This window comes from Kitasatospora sp. cg17-2 (assembly GCF_054031055.1).
On the sequence record NZ_CM132923.1, the window covers coordinates 1,836,120 to 1,850,295 of the forward strand.

A 14,176-nucleotide genomic window follows, 5' to 3' on the forward strand; every position below is an offset into this window, starting at 1 on the left:
CCGGCGGTGTGTCGGCCATCGCGCCGTTCTCCTCCTCACGGCCCCGGCTCACCGGGGCGCGCCGAACTCGTCGATCTCGACCACCTGGACGTCCAGGTCCAGCGCGAACCTCAACCGGCACCCCGGTCCGATCCGGGTCGGCTCCTCGATCCGACGGCCGTCGACGAAGGTGCCGTTGGTCGACCGCAGGTCCTCGACGTACAGTGCGCCGTCGATCCAGCGCAGCCGGGCGTGGTGCCGGGAGAGCTGGTCGAGGCCAGCCAGGCCGGGGACCGCCGCGCAGTCGGGCTCGTCGCGGCCGATCGCCAGCCCGCCTCCCCCGCGCCGGTGTTCGGCGTGGACGGGCAGCAGTACCCCGGCGACGAGCAGGGCCAGCCGGACCACCGGCGGGCGGGCGGGCCGCGGCTGTGGCCGCCGGTCCTGCTGCTGTTGCTGCTGCCGGTTCTGCTGCGGTTGCGCCGCGCGGGCCGGGCGCGCCGGGCGGGTCGCGGCCTCCGGGTCGGCGGCCGGCCGGGCACCGGCGGGCGAAGCAGCGACCGGCGCGGCGTCGTCCGGGGCGTCGGTCGGGGTGTCGGCCGACGGGACGTCCTCGGCCGGGTCGTGGCGCTCCAGTTGCTGGAACATGTGCACCTGGCAGTACCCCCGAGTAGCGGAGGGCGGGCACTCCCCCGGCGCTCCCACCGGGCAGCGGTAGATCACGGTCGCCACGAGGTCTCCTGGAGGGTCACGCCGCGTCGGACCAGGTCTCGTTCGATCCGGCCCAGGTCCCCGGGGCGCGGCACCCCGATCACCCGGACCTCGCCCTCGCTCACCCGTACCTGGAGCTCGGGCCGCTCCGGCCGGTGGTCCAGGTAGGGCGCGTACCGCTCCCGGCCGAGGGCCGTGCGGGTGGTGAGGCGCTGGTTGGCCGAGCCGCGCCAGGCGAGCCGGGTGGGCTGTCCGGCCCGGTAACGGCCGGTGATCACCGCGTCCGCGCCGTCCAGCGCGGCGGCGGTGGCCGGGTCGGCGGCCAGTTCCTCCGGTTCCCAGCCGGTGTACACCAGCAGGTCGGCCGGACGCCCGGCACGGCGGCGCTCGGCGTCGGCGGCGGCGAGCAGCGCGGCGAGCGCGGCCGGCTGCTCCAGCGGTTCGCCGCCGCTGACGGTGAGGCCGTCGAGACCGTCGGCGAGTGCCGCCCGCCACAGTGCGGTGAACCGCTCGACGGTCAACTCCTGGCCGCCGGTGGCCTCCCAGGTGTGCCGGGACATGCAGCCGGGGCAGGCCAGGGTGCAGCCCTGGAACCAGACGCCGAGCCGTCGGCCGGGCCCGAGCGAGGTCACCGGCCGGTAGACCTGGCCGACGAGGGCGGCGACGGCCGGAGTCGCGGTCTCGGCAGCGGCAGCGGCAGTCGCCGGAGTGCCGCCGGCCGCGCTCAGCCCTGCCACCGCTCGACCTCCAGCCGGTAGACCTCGCCGTCCCCGTCGCCCTCGATCGCGACGACCCGGAGCCGCTCGCCCCGGCGGGGCGGGGCCCGGAAGACCTCCTTGGCGAGCGGGTTGACCAGCGCCGATTCGACCGCGGTCAGCACCCCTCGGCCGCCGTGGTCCAGCCGCCGGGTCGCCTCGACCCGCAGCACCTCCCACGCGTCGTCGGCGAGGAGCAGCTCGGCGCCGTGGGTCTCCAGGACACGGCCCGCGACGGAGGCGATGGCCTTGTCGAGGATCCGCGGCACCCACTTCTCCTGCATGAAGTCCATCGGGATGAAGTTGTCACCGAAGCGGTTGCGCAGCTCGGGCCGCTTGATGGTGTCGTTGAAGAAGTCGTCGAAGGCGTTCCGCAGGGCCTGGCGAACCACCGTCGGATCGTCGTGGCGGCTCAGTTGGCGCCGGCCGGTGCGGGGGGCGGCCTCCGCGGCATCACGGCCCCCGGCCCCGTCGGTGCCACTGCCGGTGGAGGCGCCCGTGTCCCCGGCGCCCGCCCCGTCCTTCGGCGGCTCGCCCGTCCCGGGGGCCGTGATGCCGAGGTTGGAGGTGAAGATCAGGACGCACTCGGTGAAGTAGACGGTGGCGCCCCGGCCGTCGGTGAGCCGGCCGTCCTCCAGGATCTGGAGGAAGAGGTCGAACAGCCTGGGGTTCGCCTTGTCGATCTCGTCGAAGAGCAGCACGCTCATCGGGTTGGCCCGGACGGCGTTGGTGAGTTCGCCGCCCGCGTCGTGGCCGACGAAGCCGGGCGGGGCGCCGATCAGCCGGTCCCGGGCGTGCTCCTCGGCGAACTCGCTCATGTCGAAGCGGATCGGCCTGGCGTCCTTGCCGAGGATCATCTCCGCGACGCCCTTGGCGAGTTCGGTCTTGCCGATGCCGGTCGGGCCGGACAGGAACAGGGTGCCGCGCGGCCGGCTGGGCGAGCTGGACGCCTGGGCGCCGTTCAGCCCGGCTGCCGAGCGCATGAAGATCTCCAGGGTGCGGCGCACCGCGTACGGCTGGCCGATCACCTTGCCGTTGAGGAACTCCTCGCCGGTGGCGATGCGTTCGCGCAGTTCGACGGTGGCCCACGGATTGTCGAGCACGCCGATCCGGTAGAGGCGGGCCGCTTCGTCCAGCCGCTGCACCGGGAGGTTCCGGTCCAGGGCCATCCGGCCGATCGCCATCACCTCCGAACTGCCCATGCCGTGCGAGGAGTCGGCGAGCGCCTTGGCCGCGGTCGCGGTCTCGGCCTCGGTGAGGGCCGGTCCGCCGGTCGCGGCCTGGTAGCGGGCGAGCCCGCCGACCACGTGCCGGGCGGCGGCGAGGCGCTGGTCGTGCGGCGGCTGCGGGACGCTGATCACCCGCACCGCGCGGCTGCCGACCGCGAACTCCCTGGGCAGTTCCTCCTGCCGTTCCACCACCCAGAACACCGTGTTGTACGGTGTGACGGCGCTCGCGCCCTGCACCGGCCGGGCGGTGTGCCCGAGTTCCTCGGCGGCCGCGAACAGCCGGGCGGCCTCCCCTGCGACGGGCGCCTGCGGCGAGCCGAGCCGGCCGGAGTAGGGGACGACCAGTCCGATCGGCGGGCCGGGGTGGTGGACGACGCCCACCATCGCGTCGCGCAGCCGGTCCAGCATCTCCGGCTCGTCCTCGTCGTCGGCGCCGTCCGCGCCCTGACTGTCCCGGCCGCGCCGCCACTTCTCGTCCCGCTCGGCGAACTCCCGCAGCACCGCCGGTACTTGGGCGACGGTGGCGCTGAGCCGCAGCAGCGTGATCCGCTCGTGCACCTGGTCGAGGAAGGCGAGGGCACCGTAACCCCGGGCGGCGCAGAGCGACTCGATCACTTCGCCGAGGCTGTACGGCGCGAGGGTGGCGCTGCTGCCGGCCGCGTGGTCGTCGGGCAGCAGGTACTGGTCGCGGACGTTCCCGGTCAGCAGCACCTGCGGGTGGACGGTGAGCGCCATGTCCAGCTCGCGGATCCAACTGGGCGTCGCGGGGCGGGGGTCGGAGGTGTCCCGGGTGGCGTCGGAACCGGCCGGCGGTGCGTCCTTGCGCAGACCGGCCGGGTCCCCCTGCTGCTCAGCGCTCACGGCCACGCTCCTGCGGCTTGCGGACGGCGGCGGCCCCGGTGGCGCCGGAGCGCTTCGACCGGCTGCCGCGGCGGCGCGGGGTCGCGGCGGACGGCGGCTGCGGCCACGACCCGCCGGGGACGGTGCCCGCGGCCATCGCCCCCGGCGCCATCGCGGACGTCCGCTCCAGCCGCACGCCCTGCTGCCGGACGCCCTCCTCGATCGCGGGCAGCTGCTCCTCGCAGAACCACTGCTGGACGCTCTCGTCCTGCTCCTCGTCCTGCCAGGCGTCACCGGTACCGGCGTCCTCCCGGCGGACCACCGCCGTGGAGAGGGTCGCCCGGTCCGGGGCCAGTACCAGGCGCAGCCCGTACCCGGCGGCCGGCGGCTCGTCGCCGTCCTCGACCTCTCCGCCCCCGACCGCTCCGGCCCGCTCCGGGTCCGGATCCGGGTCGCCGAACGGCACCACCACCTCGCCCTCGGCCGCGAGCAGGTCCTCGAAGTCCTCGCCGACCAGGTAGTCCCGCCCGCGCAGCACCTCGGCGAGCGCCGCCGCCACCGGAACCCGGTTGCGGCGGGCGTCGGCCCGCGCCACGGCCGCCTCCACGGCGGGCCGCAGGAAGGCCGGGTCCTCGGCGGCGGCGAGGTCGGCGAGCAGCCGGCCCCGCTCGTCCGGTTCCGCCTCCCGCACCAGCTCGGCCAGGGCGGCCCGCAGTTCGGCCCGCTCCTCGTCCCGGGCACGGCGCCCCACCGAATGCTGGACCAGGGCGGCGAGGTCGGTGAGCGTGGCCCGCACCTCGGGAACGGTGGCGGCCGCCCGGAGCGCGCGGACCAGGCCCGCCACCCGTTCCAGATCGGCCGGGTCGCAGCGGGGCACGTCGCGGTCCAGGACCGCCTGGGCCTCGACGAGCGCCCCCGACCGGACCCGCTCCACGCGGGCGGCCGACTCGGCCCGGGCCTGCGCCGCGGCGGCCTCGGCCTCGGCCGCGGCGGCCGCCTTCGCCTCTCCGGCGCCACGACGCGTCTCCGCGCGGGTCGGGCGTGAGCGCTCCGGCTCGGCCACCGCCTCCGGCAGCACGGCCGACCACACGTCCTGCACCGCCTCCGCCAGCTCCTGGGCGGCCCGCGCGTTCGCCGCCCGGGCCCGCTCGACCGCCCGCGTCAGCTCGGCCTCGTCCGCCCCGGCCCCGACGGTCACCGTCTCCACCGTGACCCGGGCCGTGCGGTACGCGCGCCGCAGCTGCCCGGCCTCCCCGCGCAGCCCCTGGGCCTGCTCGTTCAGCTCGCCCAGCCGGGCCCGCAGCTCCGCCCGCCGCGCCTCGGCCCGGCGCAGGTTCTCGGCCCGCTGCGCCTCGGCGGCGAGGCGGGCGCGCAACTGCCTGCGGCGCTCGGCCTCCTGGTCGACGTAGGACCACCCGTATCCCGCGGAACTGCTCACCGGCCGCCTTCCGAGTGCGAGTCATGACTGCGGCGCGCACCGACCGGGAGTTGGCACCGGTCCGGTTCTCACCCCTCGCGCGCCGCCGGGGCCGGTGCGGGTCGTGTACGAGACATCTCGACCGCGCGCGAACCGGCACCGCCCCCGAAGTGCTGCTGAGGGCCCATCATGCCGCAGATCAGACGGTCGCGTTCCGCCTTTGCCAATCCGGGATCATCGCCCGCGGCGCGTTCCGACGCGCTACATTGGCGCACGACCGGCAGACACGGAGCACCAGGGCGGGGGGTGAGGGCGATGGCACTGGCCGATGTCCTCGACGTCCTGCGCGAGCACTGGGACGAGGTCCAGGAGTATCTGGACGGGACCGCCAAGGCCACCGTCGCGGCCCTGCTCGACACCCCGTCCGCCGACCCCGAGCGGACCGCCCGGAGGATCGTCCGGCTGGTGCTGGCGGCCCTTCCGGACGAGCACCCGGTACGTGCGCCACTGGGGGACTCGGTCCGCTACTCACAGGCCGTCCGGCTCGAATCGGCGAACCGTGACGCCGTCCTGCAGGTGCTCCGGCTGGCCCGCGAAGGGTCCACGGCCGTCACCGCTCCCACGACGCCCGCGGTTCCCGGGACGCCCGCCGATCCCGAGCCGGACGCCCTCCCCACCCCGCCCGAGGACGCCGACGACTGGCTGCTCGCCGCGGACTCCGTCAGCGCCGCCGACTACCGGTCCGGCGGGCACGACCCCGCCGATCCCGACCTGATCCGGCTGACCGACCACCAGGGCACCGTCCGGCTGCCGTCGTTCCAGTTCGACGGCGCCTCCGGCCGGCCACTGCCCGTCGTGGTCGCCGTCAACCGCCTGCTGGACGCCGACGACGACCCGTGGGGCGTGGCCGACTGGTGGCTCGGCGCCAACGCCTGGCTGGACGCCGTCCCCGCCCGTCTGCTGGGCACGCCCGGCGAGCACGGTCTGCTCGCCGCCGCCCGCGCCGAGATCGCGGAGTGGTGACCGCATGCCCGACGTGAAGGTCCCCGCCCCGACCGCGCGCGCCACCCCGCACCTCGAGGTGCTGCCCGCCGGCACCGTGCTCCACCGCGTGCACTCGGCCGCCTACCCGGCCACCTCGTTCAACCCGAACCCGTCCGACAGCCACTACGAGGGCGGCCGGTTCTGCTCCTACCAGGGCGACGGCAGCCATCTGCCGTACCTGTACGCGGGGTTCTCCGAGCGCACGGCCGTGATGGAGACGCTGGTCCGGGGCATTCCCTTCGACGAGCGCGGCTGGCGCCGGATCCGTCGCGCCTCGGTGCGGGGCCGGGTACTGTCGCGGATCGAGACGACCTGCGACATCCCGCTCGTCGGACTGATGACGCTCGACCAGCTTGCGGCCGTCCGCCAGGACGAGTGGCTGATCCACTCCACCCCGGACGCCTACCCGCGCACCCGCCGCTGGGCCGCCTGGATCCGCGGCCAGGCTCCGGAGGCGCTCGGCCTGCGCTGGCCGTCCAAGCGCGACCTGGGCGGCAGCGCCTGCATCCTCTACGAGCAGCACGACGCCACCACCCTGGTCAAGCCGGTCGACGCAGCGCCCGTCCCGCTGGACACCACCGAGGGCGCCGCCCTGCTCAACCTCCTGCTCGCCCCGGCCCGCACCCGCGTCGACCCGCCGCGGCGGCAGGGCGCGTAAGGCGGAGCCTCCGGACCGTCGTCCTCGCTCCGGCCTGGGTGTTCACGCGGTTTCGGGCACGCCCCGCCCGGAGCACCGGGGCGGGGCGTGACGCCGCCGTGCACGAGGTCCTGCCCGGCTCCCGGCTGCTGCTCCTCCCCCGACTGGACCACTTCGGGCCCGAGACGAATCCCGCCACCGTCGCCCCGGCGGTGGCGGACTTCTTCCTGGAGTCGTCCGCCCGGTGGCGGTCGGGCCCGGAAGTGGTCATCGCTGCCCGGCAACCGCCTTGCCGTACAGGTGAGTTGGCTGCGTGCGTGCGATCGGCCTCGGACGGGCGACGGCCCTGCGCCGTGTGGCGCAGGGCCGTCGCCCCCCGATCAGTAGTGGCCCTGGTTCGCCCGGTCCGGCACCGGGTGGGTGGCGGCGGCGTCCTGGGCGAGCTCGTGGGCGATGGGCACCGGGGCCTCCCGCTCGGTGGCGTGCGACGGCGTCGCGAGCCCGAACGCGGCTCCCGCGACGACGACGCTCACCACGGCCATCCTGGCGAACCCTCCGGTCACGTCCGGCATTTGCTGCCTCCCTCGTTCACTTCCCGCCCCCGTGGCGGGAGTTGGCACTGTCAGAGCACCACCGGCCGGAGCGGGGCGCAAGGTCCGCGGACGGGCGGCAGCCTGCCCCGCGCGGGGGCGGGCTGCCGCCCCCGCCCATCAGTGGCCCTGGTTCGCCCGCTCCGGCACCGGGTGCGTGGCGGCGGCGTCCTGGGCCGCTCCGTGCGCGATGGGCGCCGGAGCCTCCCGCTCGGCGGCGTGCGACGGCGTCGCGAGCCCGAACGCGGCTCCCGCCACGAGAACGCCCACCACGGCCATTCCGGGCAACCCTCCGGTCCAGTCCGGCATCTGTTACCTCCCCCGTTCACTTCCCGCCCCAGTGGCGGGAGTCGACACCGCCAGAGAACACCGGCCGGGGAGGAGCGACAATCTCTTCGCCGCACAGGCGAATCGACCGTGCGCGCAGGTCGCTCCGTCAGGCCGCCGGGAGGGTGCCGAGGGCCTGGATGCCGGTGCGGCCGGACCGGAACACGGCGGGGCCGACGGCGGCCAGGGCGATGCGGGCGTACTCGGTGTCGGCGGAGAGGCGGTCCGGTTCGTCGCGCCAGTGGAGCCGTCCGGTGGCGAGGTCGTGGGCGAAGAGGCGGTCGTCGTTCGTCCCGACGTAGACCGCGCCGCCCGCCGCGGCCGCCGAACTCATGCCCCGGCCCAGACCCATGGGGACGGTGGCCGTCCAGCGGGTGTCGCCCGTTCCGGAGTCCAGGGCGGTCAGGGCGGTGCCGCTCAACAGGCACACCGTCCCGTCGGCCACCGCGAGTTCGCCCAGGCTGTGGCGCTGGGCGCGCCGCCACAGCGGCCGACCCGTGCCCGCATCCAGGGCGTGCACGGTCGAACCTCCCGTCACGGGGTCGTTGGACACCGCGTGCAGCGTGCCCCGGTGCACGGTCGGCGCGAAGTCGACCGGGCCGACGGCCTCCTGCGCCCAGCGCCGCTCGCCGCTGAGCGCGTCGAAGGCGAACAGTCCGCCCGTCAGGCCGGGGACGTACACGGTGTCACCGGCCACGAGCGGCACCGGCGAGACGTTCGCCGGAGTGCTCCAGCGGACCTCGCCGGTGGCCAGGTCGTGGCAGCGGAGCGCGTTCCCGTACCCCGTCAGGACGCGGTCGCCGGCCACCACGATGCCCTGTTCGGCCGACAGGTCCCGCCAGTCGGGGACCGCGACCTCCCAACGCACCTGCCCCGACGCCGCGTCGAGGGCCCGGACGCCGGTCGCGGAGTTCACGCAGACCGTGCCGTTCCCGGCGGCGAGCGGCCAGCCGCCGGGAGAGTCGGAGCCGTCGGCCGCGGGCACCGCCCTGGTCCAGCGGACGGAGCCGGTACGCGGGTCGTGGGCCCGGACGGCGCCGTCGTACCCCGACACGTAGAGACTCTCGCTCGGCCCCGCGGGCAGCACCATCCGCCCGCCGGTGGCGGCCGTGCTCCAGATCCGGGGGCCGCGCACGGGCACCCGGTCCGCCCACCACCGGACGCCGGCCGGGACCGCGAGGGCGCCGAGGCCGCCCACGGTACTGAGCAGCAGGCGGCGGCGGTGGATCCCGGGCCGGGGCGCGCCGACGGGGGCTGCCGCGGGCTCGGTCGGGTGCATGTCGGGGGTCGCGTCGGAGATCACCCCGGAGAGGACTTCGTGCACCCACCGGACGGTTCCGGCAGGGCCGGAGGACGGCCCCTTCGGGCAAAGCGCCCGGAGGGACCGAGGCCCGCCGGGCGCCCTGCGCCGGGTGCCGAGGTGTCAGTCGGCGTCGGTCTCCACCGGTTCGTCGGCGCGCTGGTCCTCGGTGCTGCCGAGGCGCCAGTAGCCCATGAAGCAGACGGCGCGCCGGTCGTAGCCGCGCTCGCCGACCAGGTGGCGGCGGAGTGTGCGGACGGCCGCCGCCTCCCCCGCGATCCACGCGTACGGCGTGCCGGAGGGCAGTTCGGCGGCGCGGACGGCGGCGGGGAGGGCGGGGGTGCCCGGCGTGCCCCGGTGCAGCCAGGTGATCGTGGTGCCGGGCCGGTCGGCGGGGAGGTAGTCGTGCTCGGTCGGTCCCTCGACCTCGGCGAACACCCGGACCGGCAGGCCGGCGGGCAGCTCGTCGAGGATCGCGGCGACGGCGGGCAGGGTGGACTCGTCCCCCGCCAGCAGCACCCAGTCCGCCCCGTCGGGCAGGTCGAACTCGACGCCGCCGGCCTCCTCGACCGCCGGTCCGCAGACGACCACCCGGTCACCGGGGGCGGCCGTCTCCGCCCAGCGCGAGCCGGGGCCGTGGTCGCCGTTGACGGCGATGTCGATGTCGACCTCGTCGGGGTCGTGGCGCTGCGCGCGGACGGTGTAGGTGCGCAGCACCGGGCGGACGGCCGGGTCCATGGCGCGCCAGTGCTGGTACCAGGCGAAGTCGTCCTCGCCCTCCGGCATCAGGGGTTCGCTCTGTCCGGGGAGCGGCAGCAGGAGCTTGACGCGCTGGTCGAGCCCGCCGTTGACGAACCCGGCGAGGCTGGGGCCGCCCAGGGTGATGCGGGCCATGTGCCGGGTGATCCTGGCGGTCCGGACCACCTCGAGCGGGAAGAGCAGGAACCGCGCGGGGGCGGTGGTGCTGGTCAGGGCCGTCTCCTCTCACCTGAATTTAGGTAAGGCTAACCTACCTCAGGGGTCGTTCGCCCCCGTCCGTCCGGGTGGATTCGGTGGAGTGACGCGGCGCCGTGGAGGAGCGCGGGGGCGCCGTCGGCGCGCAGGAGCGCGCCGACGGCGCGGCGGGACGGCCGCGACCCCCGGCGACCAGGAGGTAGTCCTCGCCGCCGACCAGCGCGGCCACGATGCGGTCGGCGCCGTTCCAGGTCATGTCCGCCACTCCCCCTCGCCGCTCCCCAGCCCTGACCACCTCAAGCGTATCTTTGATGCGCCCGTTGAAACTTTGCTGCTCTCGGCCCGGGGAATCGGCTGTAAAGTTTCAAAGTGCCATCAGAACCGACGAAGCGACTGCGACCGGTCGACCTGGGACGCGAGCACGGCCTCTCCGCGCAGGCCGTCCGCAACTACGAGCAGGACGGCTTCCTGCCGACCGCCGAACGGACGCCCACCGGGTACCGGATCTACACCGAGCTGCACGCGACGGCGCTGCGCACCTTCCTCGCCCTCGTCCGCGCCCACGGACACGCGACCGCCGGGGCGGTGATGAACGCCGTCCACGCGGGCCGGACCGACGAGGCCCTGACCGCACTCGACCACGGCCACGCCCAACTGCTCCGCGACCGGGAGACCCTGGCCTCGGTCCGCGGGGCGGTGGAACACCTGGCGGAGGCCGCGGAACCGACTCCCGCCCCCGGCCCGCTCGCCCTGAGCATCGGCGAACTCGCCCACCGCCTCGGACTCACCCCGGCCACCCTGCGCACCTGGGAGGCCGCCGGCATCCTCCTCCCCCAGCGCGACCGCGCGACCGGCCACCGCGTCTTCCGGGCCACCGACGTCCGCGACGCCGAACTCGCCCACCTGCTGCGCCGCGGCGGCTACCGCCTGCCGCACATCGCGGCCGTCGTCCAGCAGATCCGCACCGCGGGCGGAACGAGCGCCCTCGCCGCCGCCCTGACCGACTGGCAGGAGCGGCTCACCGCGCGGGGGCTGGCCATGCTGCGCGCGGCCGCGCACTTGAGCGGCTATTTGACGGCGGCGGCCGGCTCGGGCGGGTAGGGGCGAACCGCCCCGTCGTCCCGGGGCGGGCCTACCGGCGGCGCCGGATCGCGCGCCCCCTTGTCAGGGATCAGGACAAGCGCCAGTGCCGGAGGTGGTCCGCAGCCGCGACGGTGTCGGGGTGGTCGTCACCGAGGACCCGTTCACGATCGGCGAGCACCCGCTCCAGCAGGCCGATCGCCTCTCCGGTTCGCCCCGCCTGCCAGTAGGAGGCGGCGAGGTTGGCCCGGGATATCAGGGTCTCGGGGTGGTCGACACCGAGCACCCGTTCACGATCGGCAATGACTCGCTCCAGCAGGCCGATCGCCTCTCCGGTACGCCTCGCCTGCCAGTAGGAGGCGGCGAGATTGGCCCGGGCACTCAGGGTGTCGGGATGGTCGACACCGAACAGTTGCTCACGATCGGCAATGACTCGCTCCAGCAGGTCGGTCGCCTCTCCGGTACGCCCCGCCTGCCAGTAGGAGGCGGCGAGATTGGCCCGGGCACGCAGGGTGTCGGGGTGGTCGGCACCGAGCACGCGCTCACGATCGGCGAGCACCCGCTCCTCGATCACGATCGCCTCACCCGTACGCCCCGCCTGCCAGTAGGACACGGCGAGATTGGCCCGGGCACGCACGGTCTCGAGGTGGTCGGCACCGAGCAGCCGCTCACGATCGGCGAGCACCCGCTCCTCGATCACGATCGCCTCACCCGTACGCCCCGCCTGCCAGTAGGAGGCGGCCAGGCCGGCCCGGGCGTTCAGGGTGTGGGGGTGGTCGTGGCCGAGCAGCCGTTCGGCGTCGGCTGCGAGGCGGTGCCAGTGGGTGACGGCAGTGCCGAACAGACCGGTGCTGTTCAGACTGCGCCCGGTCGCGAACAGCACCGGGTGACCGTCCGGGTGCCAGAGGAGGTCGCCGGCGTGGTCGGCGAGGGTGTCGGTGTTGGCGCGCAGGACGGCCGTCAGGTCGCGTGCGGTGTGCTCGTGTTCGGGCCAGGCCTCGACGAGTGCGTCGGCGGCGGCGTGGACGGTGGCGAGGATGTCGGCGGGTGGGACGGTCTCCCGGGCGGCCCGCGCGGTGAGGGCGTGCAGGCGGACCGCGCGGTTGCTGTCGTGGGGGGTGTGGGTGAGGAGCGCGTAGTGGTGGAGCAGGCGCAGGGCTGCGCGGGCCTGCTCCGGGGTGACCGGCTCGGAGGCGCCCGACGCCGTGCGGTGGGCGGTCAGGTACTGGGTGACGGCTTCGGTGGCCCAGACGGTGTCGGGGTGGCCGGCGGGGTCGAGGTGGGCGGCGAGACGGATCGCGGGGGCGGCGAGGCCGACCGGTTCGCGGTGTTCGGCGGCGTCGAGGGCCAGGAGGAGGGAGGTGGTGACCTGGCGGCCGTAGCCGTCGGTGTCCGCGCCCGGCGGCAGGAGGGAGGCCAGATGTGAGGCACGGTCGGTGAACAGACCGAGGTAGCCGCCGCAGCCCACGTCGTCGTTGATCATGTAGGCGGCGGCGTGGGAGAGGGCCAGCGGCAACCGGCCCAGCGCCTCGACGAGATCCTCGGCCCGGTCGTCCAGGAGGTGCGGGGCGTCGGCGGCGGTGAACCGCTCGCCGAGGTATTCGAGGGCCTCGGTGCGGGTGTAGGTGCCGATGTCGACGACCGCCCGACCACTGCCGGTGACCAGGGCGTCGCGGCGGCGGGTGGTGGCCAGTACTCGCCCGTTCGAACCGGCCGACGGGCGGGGCCACCATCGCTGCGCGCCCTCCAGATCGGTGAGGTCGTCCAGGACCACGAGCCAGCGCCGCTCCGTGACGGCCAGCCAGTCCAGGAACGCGCCCGCATCGGCCTCCGCGTCCTGCCCTGCCGCACCGGGCGCCCCCACCAGCCTCGCGGCCTGCGCGTACGCGGCGACGATCTGCGCGCTCTCGGCGGCGTTCACCCACACCAGCACAGCCACGCCGCCGGCATGGGCCTGCCACGCGTACGCGGCGGCCAGCTGCGACTTGCCCACCCCGCCACCACCGGACAGCACCTGGGTGAGCACCACGGTGGAGTGCCGCTCCCGGGCCCGGTCGATCTCCTCCCGCAGGCCCGGACGGGGCTGGAACGCCGATGCCAGCGGCGGCACCGTGCCGACTCGCACCGGCCGCACCACCGGACCGGACGCCGACGAGGGGAGGTACTGGTTGACCGTCACGTTCTCGGCCTGGTAGAGGTCGCCGTGGACGGTGCCGCCCGTGACCTGGTTGCTCACTTCGGTGTGCTCGACCCGGCTGCCCTCCCCCACCGCCGAGTGGGAGATGTCGCGCCCCGCGCCGACAGCCCCCTCGCCCGAAACCCGGACCCGGGACGACGACCCCGCGCTGTCAGTACCCTGCGGCGGGTTCCCGGTCTGCTGTGTATCGGCGGGACGCTTTCCGGCTCTGCCGCGCCAGGGCCAGCGGGGCGGGGTCATGGCCTGCTCCTGTTGAGGTCGATGCCACGGATGTCACCGCCGGATCCGGACCCGCCATGCTCCACGGCAACTCCCCGGCGAACGTCGGCCTGTTCGTCCAGACCGCAGAGTACTGCCGCACGTCCTCCGCCGCGCCCGATCCCGCCAACCGCCCGGCGGGCGAGCAGCAGCAACCTACAGTCCGGGCACTGCCCGAACCGGCCGAGAACCGAATCCTGCTGGAGTACTTCCGGGAACGGGCGACGCCACCGACCGGTGACCGGGGCAGCGGGGAAGAAAGCTGACGGATACTCAGACGCGGTCGAGCGGGCGGTGCGGGCCGGGCGGGAGTTCGGCCTTGACGGTGTCGCCGGGGTGGATGGTTCCGCCGGTACGGACCACGCCCATGATCCCGGCCCGGCGGACGATGGTGCCCTCCTCGTCGCGGCCCACGACCTGCTTCAGCAGGCCGTCCTGGAACGCATCGATCTGGAGGCACGGGTTGCGCAGGCCGGTGACCTCGACGACGGCCTCGGGGCCGAGCCGCAGCAGGGTGCCGACCGGCAGGCCGAGCAGGTCGATTCCCCGCGTGGTGACGTTCTCGCCCAGTTCGCCGGGCGCGACGGTGAAGCCCTGCTCGGCCACCTCGGCGAACAACTCCTCGTGAATGAGGTGGACTTGGCGCAGGTTCGGCTGCGTCGGGTCCTGCGCGACGCGGGAGCGGTGCTTGACGGTCACCCCCGAATGCACGTCGCCCGCCACGCCGAGGCCGGCGATCAGGGTGATGCTCGCCCGGTTCGGTTTGGTGAAGGTGTACTCGCCGCTGCTGCTGACCGCCGTGACCGTTCCACTCATCCGTGCGCATCCTCCTGTGCGGGGGCAAGATCCCCGTCTAGCGTA

The 14,176-nt window shown here is 75.0% G+C and carries 15 protein-coding genes; 4 read left to right on the plus strand and 11 right to left on the minus strand.

From position 1 onward, the window contains the following. Positions 1-48: 48 nt before the first annotated feature. The 4 genes from ACW14Y_RS07285 to ACW14Y_RS07300 are packed head-to-tail and all read right to left on the minus strand — an operon-like array spanning position 49 to position 4,949. On the minus strand, positions 49-708 hold the full coding sequence (locus tag ACW14Y_RS07285) for an FHA domain-containing protein (RefSeq protein WP_456986263.1): 660 nt from the start codon (positions 706-708) through the stop codon (positions 49-51). Next, positions 696-1,424 (minus strand): 4Fe-4S cluster-binding domain-containing protein, encoded by a 729-nt coding sequence (locus ACW14Y_RS07290; RefSeq protein WP_456986264.1) that lies wholly within the window; start codon positions 1,422-1,424, stop codon positions 696-698. The genes ACW14Y_RS07285 and ACW14Y_RS07290 overlap by 13 nt, the downstream gene beginning before the upstream one ends. Further along, positions 1,412-3,532 carry an AAA family ATPase gene (locus tag ACW14Y_RS07295; protein WP_456986265.1) on the minus strand — a complete coding sequence of 707 codons (2,121 nt, stop codon included), beginning with the start codon at positions 3,530-3,532 and terminating at the stop codon, positions 1,412-1,414. The genes ACW14Y_RS07290 and ACW14Y_RS07295 overlap by 13 nt, the downstream gene beginning before the upstream one ends. After that, entirely contained in the window at positions 3,522-4,949 is a 1,428-nt protein-coding gene (locus ACW14Y_RS07300) for a hypothetical protein (RefSeq protein ID WP_456986266.1), read from the minus strand. Before ACW14Y_RS07300 ends, ACW14Y_RS07295 begins: the two co-directional genes overlap by 11 nt. 294 nt (positions 4,950-5,243) lie before the next feature. Between ACW14Y_RS07300 and ACW14Y_RS07305 the strand changes: the two genes are divergently transcribed. Both ACW14Y_RS07305 and ACW14Y_RS07310 read left to right on the plus strand, forming a co-directional pair. Then, complete coding sequence (locus ACW14Y_RS07305; RefSeq protein ID WP_456986267.1) at positions 5,244-5,951, plus strand: hypothetical protein; 708 nt, start codon at positions 5,244-5,246, stop codon at positions 5,949-5,951. A 4-nt stretch (positions 5,952-5,955) separates the two neighbouring features. Next, positions 5,956-6,630 carry an RES family NAD+ phosphorylase gene (locus ACW14Y_RS07310; protein ID WP_456986268.1) on the plus strand — a complete coding sequence of 225 codons (675 nt, stop codon included), beginning with the start codon at positions 5,956-5,958 and terminating at the stop codon, positions 6,628-6,630. A 359-nt stretch (positions 6,631-6,989) separates the two neighbouring features. Here the strand turns inward: ACW14Y_RS07310 and ACW14Y_RS07315 are convergent, their stop codons facing one another. The 5 genes from ACW14Y_RS07315 to ACW14Y_RS07335 all read right to left on the minus strand — a co-directional run bounded on the left by ACW14Y_RS07315 (position 6,990) and on the right by ACW14Y_RS07335 (position 10,036). Further along, positions 6,990-7,181, minus strand: coding sequence for a hypothetical protein (locus ACW14Y_RS07315; RefSeq protein WP_456986269.1), 192 nt, complete (start codon positions 7,179-7,181; stop codon positions 6,990-6,992). Positions 7,182-7,319: 138 nt separating this feature from the next. Further along, positions 7,320-7,469 carry a hypothetical protein gene (locus ACW14Y_RS07320; RefSeq protein WP_456986270.1) on the minus strand — a complete coding sequence of 50 codons (150 nt, stop codon included), beginning with the start codon at positions 7,467-7,469 and terminating at the stop codon, positions 7,320-7,322. 166 nt (positions 7,470-7,635) lie between these two features. Then, a complete protein-coding gene (locus tag ACW14Y_RS07325; RefSeq protein WP_380392748.1) occupies positions 7,636-8,850 on the minus strand; it encodes an outer membrane protein assembly factor BamB family protein in 1,215 nt (404 codons plus the stop codon). A gap of 99 nt (positions 8,851-8,949) precedes the next feature. Then, a complete protein-coding gene (locus tag ACW14Y_RS07330) occupies positions 8,950-9,750 on the minus strand; it encodes a siderophore-interacting protein (RefSeq protein ID WP_456986271.1) in 801 nt (266 codons plus the stop codon). Positions 9,751-9,835: 85 nt separating this feature from the next. Further along, positions 9,836-10,036: a hypothetical protein gene (locus ACW14Y_RS07335; RefSeq protein ID WP_456986272.1), complete on the minus strand. Its 201-nt coding sequence runs from the start codon at positions 10,034-10,036 to the stop codon at positions 9,836-9,838. Between the two features lie 113 nt (positions 10,037-10,149). On the opposite strand from ACW14Y_RS07335, the gene ACW14Y_RS07340 reads away from it, so the two are divergent. Continuing rightward, entirely contained in the window at positions 10,150-10,881 is a 732-nt protein-coding gene (locus ACW14Y_RS07340) for a TioE family transcriptional regulator (RefSeq protein WP_380311318.1), read from the plus strand. 70 nt (positions 10,882-10,951) lie between these two features. On the opposite strand, the gene ACW14Y_RS07345 is transcribed toward ACW14Y_RS07340, so the two are convergent. Further along, positions 10,952-13,096: a tetratricopeptide repeat protein gene (locus ACW14Y_RS07345; RefSeq protein WP_456986273.1), complete on the minus strand. Its 2,145-nt coding sequence runs from the start codon at positions 13,094-13,096 to the stop codon at positions 10,952-10,954. Positions 13,097-13,353: 257 nt separating this feature from the next. Between ACW14Y_RS07345 and ACW14Y_RS07350 the strand changes: the two genes are divergently transcribed. Beyond that, positions 13,354-13,581: a hypothetical protein gene (locus ACW14Y_RS07350; RefSeq protein ID WP_456986274.1), complete on the plus strand. Its 228-nt coding sequence runs from the start codon at positions 13,354-13,356 to the stop codon at positions 13,579-13,581. 7 nt (positions 13,582-13,588) lie between these two features. On the opposite strand, the gene ACW14Y_RS07355 is transcribed toward ACW14Y_RS07350, so the two are convergent. Next, positions 13,589-14,131: an MOSC domain-containing protein gene (locus ACW14Y_RS07355; RefSeq protein WP_456986275.1), complete on the minus strand. Its 543-nt coding sequence runs from the start codon at positions 14,129-14,131 to the stop codon at positions 13,589-13,591. Between the last annotated feature and the right edge of the window lie 45 nt (positions 14,132-14,176).

Coding starts and splice junctions, on each gene's coding strand:
- ACW14Y_RS07305 (WP_456986267.1), top strand. CDS start 5,244: ATGGCACTGGCCGATGTCCTCGACGTCCTGCGCGAGCACTGGGACGAG.
- ACW14Y_RS07310 (WP_456986268.1), top strand. CDS start 5,956: ATGCCCGACGTGAAGGTCCCCGCCCCGACCGCGCGCGCCACCCCGCAC.
- ACW14Y_RS07315 (WP_456986269.1), bottom strand. CDS start 7,181: ATGCCGGACGTGACCGGAGGGTTCGCCAGGATGGCCGTGGTGAGCGTC.
- ACW14Y_RS07335 (WP_456986272.1), bottom strand. CDS start 10,036: ATGACCTGGAACGGCGCCGACCGCATCGTGGCCGCGCTGGTCGGCGGC.
- ACW14Y_RS07350 (WP_456986274.1), top strand. CDS start 13,354: ATGCTCCACGGCAACTCCCCGGCGAACGTCGGCCTGTTCGTCCAGACC.
- ACW14Y_RS07355 (WP_456986275.1), bottom strand. CDS start 14,131: ATGAGTGGAACGGTCACGGCGGTCAGCAGCAGCGGCGAGTACACCTTC.